The sequence below is a fragment of the Trichocoleus sp. FACHB-591 genome, from assembly GCF_014695845.1.
Taxonomy (GTDB): domain Bacteria; phylum Cyanobacteriota; class Cyanobacteriia; order FACHB-46; family FACHB-46; genus Trichocoleus.
This window is the reverse complement of sequence record NZ_JACJPA010000107.1, coordinates 24,904-31,197: the sequence shown is the minus strand read 5'-3', so window position 1 is coordinate 31,197 and position 6,294 is coordinate 24,904. Positions and strand designations below refer to the sequence as shown.

Sequence of the window (6,294 nt, the reverse complement as noted above, 5' to 3'; positions counted from 1 at the left end):
CGACTCACCTACCGCTCTCAAAAAGCGAAGCAGAAGCTCCAAGCGGTTTAGTTGCAGATCCAGAGGGCAAGGAGTGACTTAATCAACATCCCTTTCTATTTCCGATAAGGTTTACTCTAGTACAGCGGATTGACCAAAATACTGGACACAATCTCTGTGGGGTCTAGTGCTTGAAGGTTATTGGTTGAGCCGCATAACTCAGAGTCGCAACCTTCAGTGTCTCAAGCCTTCCCTAAAGCCGCTTTGACTTTAGCATCCCATTCGAGAGGCTGCATCCATCCCGGATAAAGAGACGCTGGGACAGTCAGGGTATCGAGTTGAGCAATTTCTTCAGAAGAGAGCTTTAGATCAACAGATGCCAAGTTGTCTTCTAGTTGAGATAGTTTGTTGGCACCAATAATCACCGAAGAGATAAAGGGTTTAGCTAGAATCCAGGTGATCGCAACTTGAGCAGGAGAGGCACTGTGGTTTTGGGCGATTTGCTTCAGGCGATCGACCACCTCATATCTTGACTCTACATCGACAGGTGGAAGTTGGAATTTAGTGCGACGGGCATCTTCAGGCGCAGGATTATCGCGAGTGTATTTACCGCTGAGAAAGCCGCCTGCTAGTGGACTCCAGACTAGAATCCCCATCCCAGCATCTTCGGCAAAGGGGACGAACTCATGCTCCAAATCTCGCCCCACCAAGGAGTAATACATCTGAGCCGCAATGAAGCGCGCATAGCCATACCGCTCCTGAATTCCTACCATCCGAGCCGCTTTCCAGGCAGGGAAATTAGAAAAACCGACATAACGCACTAATCCCCGGCGAACTAAATCATCTAGCGCTTGCAGGGTTTCTTCTAGCGGCGTGAGTGGGTCAGGGATATGAATTTGGTAAAGGTCAATATAGTCGGTGTTTAGCCGCTTCAGACTTGCTTCTGCTGATCGGATAATGTGGCGGTACGATAACCCCGTATCTGTAATGGCATCGCCCAGGCGAAACCCCACTTTAGTGGCAATCACCACTTGGTCGCGGCGATCGCCCAGCGCCTTGCCCAACATAATTTCGGATTCGCCGTTGGTGTAGGCATCAGCAGTATCAAATAGATTAATCCCTGCATCTAGGACGCGACCCACCATCTGATCGGCAGCCGTTTGGTCAATATTATTAGTCACCCCTGGAACCAGTTGCCCGGTGCCAAAGGTCATCGCTCCAAAAGCCAGCCGCGAGACAACCAGACCTGTTTTGCCCAAAGTTGTGTACTGCATAAAGCCAGATCTCCTACCGATGGAGTTTGTTGTTAAAGTACTGGCTTAAATCAGCAAAAATAAGTTGCGTGGAATACATTTCGACAAACAATAAAAATCACCAGCTAGCGTTGCGAAAAACAACCGCTTGACTGGTGACAAAATTTTTCCGTGATTCGATTTTAGATCTTCTTAGAAGGGGTTTGGTAGTAGACCTTACTGCCTTGATCTGGAACAAAGTAGCAGGTTTGGTAGGAGCGCCATAACGATTTCCAAATGGGTTCTTGGGAAGATCGATAATGTTCTCCTAGAACAGGTTTAATCGCTTCTGTAGCCTCCTTTAAATGGTAGTGGGGAATTGTGATAAAGATATGATGGGCAACGTGAGTGCCAATGTTGTGATGAATGGGATTGAAAATGCCGTAGTCGCGATCGATGGTGGAGAGAGCCCCTTTGAGGAAGTACCAATCTTTGCCGCGATACCAAGGAATATCAGCATCGGTGTGGTGTAGAAAGGTGACTAAATCCAGCCAGACCACAAAGACCACGTAGGGCATGAGGTAGTACTTAAACAGAAACCCAAAGCCATAATGCACACCCAAACCCACCAAAAAGGTGAGCATCAGTGACAAACACACGGTGCTGGTGAGGACTGCACGTCTCTCATGAGGCCGAAACAATGGGCTGTCCGGCAGAAAGTGCGACCCCTGCTTTCCGGGCGATCGCCGAAACAGATACAACGGGTAGACAAACAAAATCAAGTGAAATCGAGCCAACCTCTCGTACCAAGGCATGTTGTCGTAGTAGCCCTCGGTGACGGGATACCAGCTCTCATCAGTTTCGATGTTGCCAGTGTTGGCATGGTGGGTGCGGTGGCTGATGCGCCAACCATGATAGGGCACCAAAATGGGGGTGTGGCTAAGGTGGCCCACCAAATTGTTTAACCAGCGGTAGCGCGAGAACGAACCGTGGCCGCAGTCGTGCCCAATTACAAACAAGGCCCAAAACATGGTGCCTTGCATCAACCAGAAAAGCGGGAAAAACCAGGCGCTATCAATGCGAGCGGCGAGCCAATAGAGGCCTGCGACAATGCCAAGGTCTAGGACAAAGTAGGAGAGCGATCGCCAAAGGTTTGATTGAAAACAGTGGCCTGGGATAGCCGATCGGACATCTTGAAGCGTGAAGGGTAGAAACTCACGCGTAGGAGGACGAGTAGTTAAGTTGGAGGTCACGTTTTCGTAGTTTTGAATGAGATAGCAAAACATAGGGCAGCTGCATGAATGATTTGACTTGAGTCGCATTCAGCATCTGCCCATAGCTGCCCTATTGTAGGGCTTAACCTTATGTAATGAGTAGGGGAAACCCCTGAAATCCTAGGTTCTTTAAGGGTTAACTTAAGGAGTAGCGAGATATAAAAACTTTTGGAGCCAGATTAAAAACTATGGCTGTGTATCAAGTACGACTTATTAATCCGAAGCTTAACCTCGATTGTGCGATCGCCGTGCCTGATGATCAGTACATTCTAGATATCGCGGAAGAGGCTGGAATTCACTTACCATCTGGGTGCAAGCAAGGAGAATGCTCTGCTTGTGTCGCCAAGCTGGTGAGTGGTGAAGTGGATCAAAGCGAACAGAAATTTTTACGGCCTGAAGAGGTGCAATCAGGGTATGTAGTTACTTGCGTTACTTACCCTATGGCTGATTGCACCTTGCAGACTCATCAGGAATCTGTGCTGTATCAGTCATCGCTCTACTTCAAGCCTGATAGTGTTGAAGCAGAATAGAGCGGCTGATTCCTGCTAGAAAATGTCTAAATCTAGCTTTAATGGTTGACACATAGTTCTTGATCTATTCTTTGTCTCGCTCTTTGAGTCCAAGCTTCGGTGGTAAATGAGCTATTGGTATCGCTGAAAGTTACAGGATAAGGAGGTTCCTCAATTGAGGAAAGTGAACCTTTGGCTTTTGCTTCTACTAAGCTGACTACCCAAGGTAGAAACTCTAAAATTTCTTCTGGCAAGATAGTTAACTCAAAGCACCACTTCCGATTCAACCCCCTACATAAAGGGCCTTTGCGAGCCACTGCGATGTCCCCTGCGCCTTTATTAATAGCCAGCCGCAGAATAAAAGGCCGTTCAGACTGAAAAGCATCTGGGGCTGAATAGGCGTAAATGTTGACGTAGTTCAAGTACTGGCTTGCATCCGTCCAAGAGGCCACTAAAGAACTACTGTTGTAAGAACTGCCGCTGATTTTGACAGGGACAGCCATTTCAGCAACAAATAGAGAGTAGAATTCCTGCCTTAAGTTAGAAATGATTCGTATTGTTTCTGGCGTCACAGTTGATTTACCTCTATTGACTAGTTGCTTTTGGCTATTTACGACATCGTCAACTGGTTATCTTTGGTGAGAACGTTGTTTACGCTGTTTGTGTTTGGCTAAAGCTTTCCGCTTTTCCTTTTCCAAGGGGGTCTCAAAGTGCCGCTTCTTCTTCATATCTTGAAAGATGCCAGCTTTAGAAACCTGTCGCTTAAACCGACGCAAAGCAGATTCAATGCCTTCGTTCTCACCTAAAACCACTTGAGTCATCCTGTTTTCTCCCATATGAACCGTACTGCCTGGAAAGTAAGCAAAAAAGTCTCTAGCAGAATAGAGCACTTGCCTTTGTCTGCCAGAGACTCTAAATTTTAAACCTAAAACAAAGGCTTAATAGCGGCGATCGCTACGGCGATTATTACTCCAACCACCGCCACCGCCGCCACCGCCGGACGAACCTCGGTCTTCACGGGGTTTGGCTTTATTCACTTTGAGGTCACGTCCCATCCACTCTGCACCGTCAAGCGCTTCAATTGCAGCTGCTTCTTCTGCTTCTGTTCCCATTTCCACAAAAGCAAATCCCCGCACCCGACCTGTTTCTCGGTCAGTGGGTAGCTGAACCCGATTGACGGTTCCGTATTCTGCAAACGCGTGCTTGAGGTCTTCTTGGGTAACCTGGTAGGACAGATTACCAACGTAAATCGACATGAATTATCTCCAAAATCAAAGAGTGTAGAGAAGTTAGATCCGGAGAAACACTTGTCGGTAAAACGAAATGGGGTTTCAAAGCCGAAAATAATCCTTACGCTGTGACTATAACACAGTCATGTAGAAGGTTGAGTTGTAAATCTTCTAGAAATAATTAGAAGTTAATTAAGTTCTGTTTCAATTGGAGCTAGGCGATCGCCAACTTTAGCAAAAGCAGAATGATAACTTTTGAGCAGTTGTACGACCAAACGAGCAAATTTTATCAATTTTGACGGACGATATACTAACTTTCAATCACTCATAAAATTGCCTCTATTCGTAGTGTAGGTACCTTGCTTTTAGTACACAAGATGTTTACATCTAGAGCCAATTTTAGAAATCATTTAAGACTGCTGTAGATGAATTTGAAGTTGCGGTGGCAGAAACTTCCAGAGCAGTAGCTGATCGTTGTAAATCAGCTTGTTGTTGGGCTTGACTCCAACCTAATGTGTTTCCTAGTAGCTCGACCACGCGAGGTAAAGCGGTTTGAGTGGCTTGGTGATCCAAAAAACTGAGGCGGGTCCGACGGGCCAGGATGTCGCTGCTGCTCCGAGCCGCTTCTTGCTTGACTCCGTAAACAACCTCCGCTTCTAAGTAAGGATAATTTTTTGCTAAACGCTGACCGTATCCTTCTCGGGCCAACTCTGCCACCTGAATCGCGCGATCGCCATAAGCTTGATTGAGGTGGGTCGCAACATCAGGGGCTAAACCATAGGTGGTTTGTAACTGTATGTCTCCTTGAGCGGAGTAGTTCTCTGCCCCCACTAGCTTCAGACTCTCGGTTTGGGAGGGGCGATCGCAGTTCAGGTTGCCTAATGTCAAAGCGGCATTAACGGTGTCCAAAGCCATTTTGCGATACGTAGTCCACTTACCACCTGTGATCGTGAGCAACCCTGACTCGCTGACATTGATCACATGGTCTCGGGAGAGTTTGGCGGTATCGGCAGCCTTGGGATCAGAAACTAGGGGGCGTAATCCTGCCCAAGCAGCTCGGACATCTCTCTGTGTAACAGGCATGGAGAAGTACTTCTGCAAGTGACGCAGAATATACTCTATGTCTTCCTGAGAAGCTTGGGGATCAGCTGACAGGGTAGTGGAGTTGTCAGTGGTGCCCACTAATGTATGTCCTAGCCAAGGCAAAATGAATAGGACTCGACCATCCTCTGTCTTGGGAATCAGTATCCCGGTTGTAGGTGGCGAGAACTGCTGAGCGAGAACGAGATGCGCGCCAGAACTCAACCGCAGCATGGGCGTAGCACTCAGCTTATCCAACTGGCGAATCGTATCACTAAACGGGCCAGTAGCGTTGATCACAACTTTGGCAACGATCTCCCAACGGTCTCCGCTGAGGCGGTCGCGCACAGTGGCCCCGCACAGTTTACCGTTGGCTTTATTCAGCGCCACTACTTCCACATGATTCGCAACTACTGCTCCTGCTTCAGCAGCAGTCAGTGCTAAAGCCACATTCATCCGAGCGTCGTTGAATTGCCCATCATAATAGAGAACGCCGCCCCACAATCCTGCTGATCTCAACATGGGTAAGCAATCGCGGATCTCCTTAGCACCGAGAAACTGACTCGGAGCCAGATTTGCTTTTCCGGCGAGAGCGTCATACAACTTCAGCCCTGTGAAAAAGTAGGGGATTTGCAGCGGGTTATACAAGGGCATGACAATCGGTAAGGGTTGACTGAGGTGAGGCGCAATCTTTAATAAGACTGCCCGTTCCTTCAACGCATCGCGGACTAAATCAAACTGACTGCGATCGCGCCGCAACACTGCCTGCTCTAGATAACGCACACCGCCATGAATTAACTTGGTGCTACGGCTACTGGTTCCAGCCGCAAAATCGTCTCGCTCTACAAGAGCCACTTTCAAGTTTCGAGTGGCAGCATCTAGGGCAATTCCGGTTCCGGTCGCGCCGCCCCCAATGATTAGCAAATCAAAAGCTTCAGACTGTAGGCGGGCCACGTGCTCTTCTCGGTTCATTCGGGGCTTAAAATGTGAG

Annotated in this window: 7 protein-coding genes; 1 reads left to right on the top strand and 6 read right to left on the bottom strand. The window is 48.1% G+C overall.

The genetic code is table 11. The features are described from left to right. Window positions 1-221 precede the first annotated feature (221 nt). Together H6F90_RS22065 and H6F90_RS22060 are read right to left on the bottom strand one after the other, a co-directional pair. Window positions 222-1,253: an aldo/keto reductase gene (locus tag H6F90_RS22065; protein WP_190554329.1), complete on the bottom strand. Its 1,032-nt coding sequence runs from the start codon at window positions 1,251-1,253 to the stop codon at window positions 222-224. 161 nt (window positions 1,254-1,414) lie between these two features. Continuing rightward, entirely contained in the window at window positions 1,415-2,497 is a 1,083-nt protein-coding gene (locus H6F90_RS22060; protein WP_190554328.1) for a DUF3474 domain-containing protein, read from the bottom strand. 176 nt (window positions 2,498-2,673) lie between these two features. Here H6F90_RS22060 and H6F90_RS22055 point away from each other — a divergent pair, with 176 nt between their 5' ends. Beyond that, window positions 2,674-3,015, top strand: a complete 342-nt coding sequence (locus H6F90_RS22055) for a 2Fe-2S iron-sulfur cluster-binding protein (protein WP_190437398.1) — start codon at window positions 2,674-2,676, stop codon at window positions 3,013-3,015. 38 nt (window positions 3,016-3,053) lie between these two features. Here the strand turns inward: H6F90_RS22055 and H6F90_RS22050 are convergent, their stop codons facing one another. From H6F90_RS22050 to H6F90_RS22035, 4 genes are all read right to left on the bottom strand, one after another. Further along, window positions 3,054-3,566: a hypothetical protein gene (locus H6F90_RS22050; RefSeq protein ID WP_190554327.1), complete on the bottom strand. Its 513-nt coding sequence runs from the start codon at window positions 3,564-3,566 to the stop codon at window positions 3,054-3,056. A 57-nt stretch (window positions 3,567-3,623) separates the two neighbouring features. Further along, entirely contained in the window at window positions 3,624-3,815 is a 192-nt protein-coding gene (gene rpsU / locus H6F90_RS22045; protein ID WP_190437776.1) for a 30S ribosomal protein S21, read from the bottom strand. A 117-nt stretch (window positions 3,816-3,932) separates the two neighbouring features. Then, a complete protein-coding gene (locus tag H6F90_RS22040) occupies window positions 3,933-4,250 on the bottom strand; it encodes an RNA-binding protein (protein WP_190437392.1) in 318 nt (105 codons plus the stop codon). Window positions 4,251-4,622: 372 nt separating this feature from the next. Then, window positions 4,623-6,275, bottom strand: a complete 1,653-nt coding sequence (locus H6F90_RS22035; protein WP_190554326.1) for a glycerol-3-phosphate dehydrogenase/oxidase — start codon at window positions 6,273-6,275, stop codon at window positions 4,623-4,625. Window positions 6,276-6,294: the final 19 nt, after the last annotated feature.

Excerpts from the sequence above, each read along its gene's own strand:
- H6F90_RS22055 (WP_190437398.1), top strand. The coding sequence starts at position 2,674 with ATGGCTGTGTATCAAGTACGACTTATTAATCCGAAGCTTAACCTCGAT.
- H6F90_RS22065 (WP_190554329.1), bottom strand. The coding sequence starts at position 1,253 with ATGCAGTACACAACTTTGGGCAAAACAGGTCTGGTTGTCTCGCGGCTG.
- H6F90_RS22060 (WP_190554328.1), bottom strand. The coding sequence starts at position 2,497 with ATGTTTTGCTATCTCATTCAAAACTACGAAAACGTGACCTCCAACTTA.
- rpsU (WP_190437776.1), bottom strand. The coding sequence starts at position 3,815 with ATGACTCAAGTGGTTTTAGGTGAGAACGAAGGCATTGAATCTGCTTTG.
- H6F90_RS22040 (WP_190437392.1), bottom strand. The coding sequence starts at position 4,250 with ATGTCGATTTACGTTGGTAATCTGTCCTACCAGGTTACCCAAGAAGAC.
- H6F90_RS22035 (WP_190554326.1), bottom strand. The coding sequence starts at position 6,275 with ATGAACCGAGAAGAGCACGTGGCCCGCCTACAGTCTGAAGCTTTTGAT.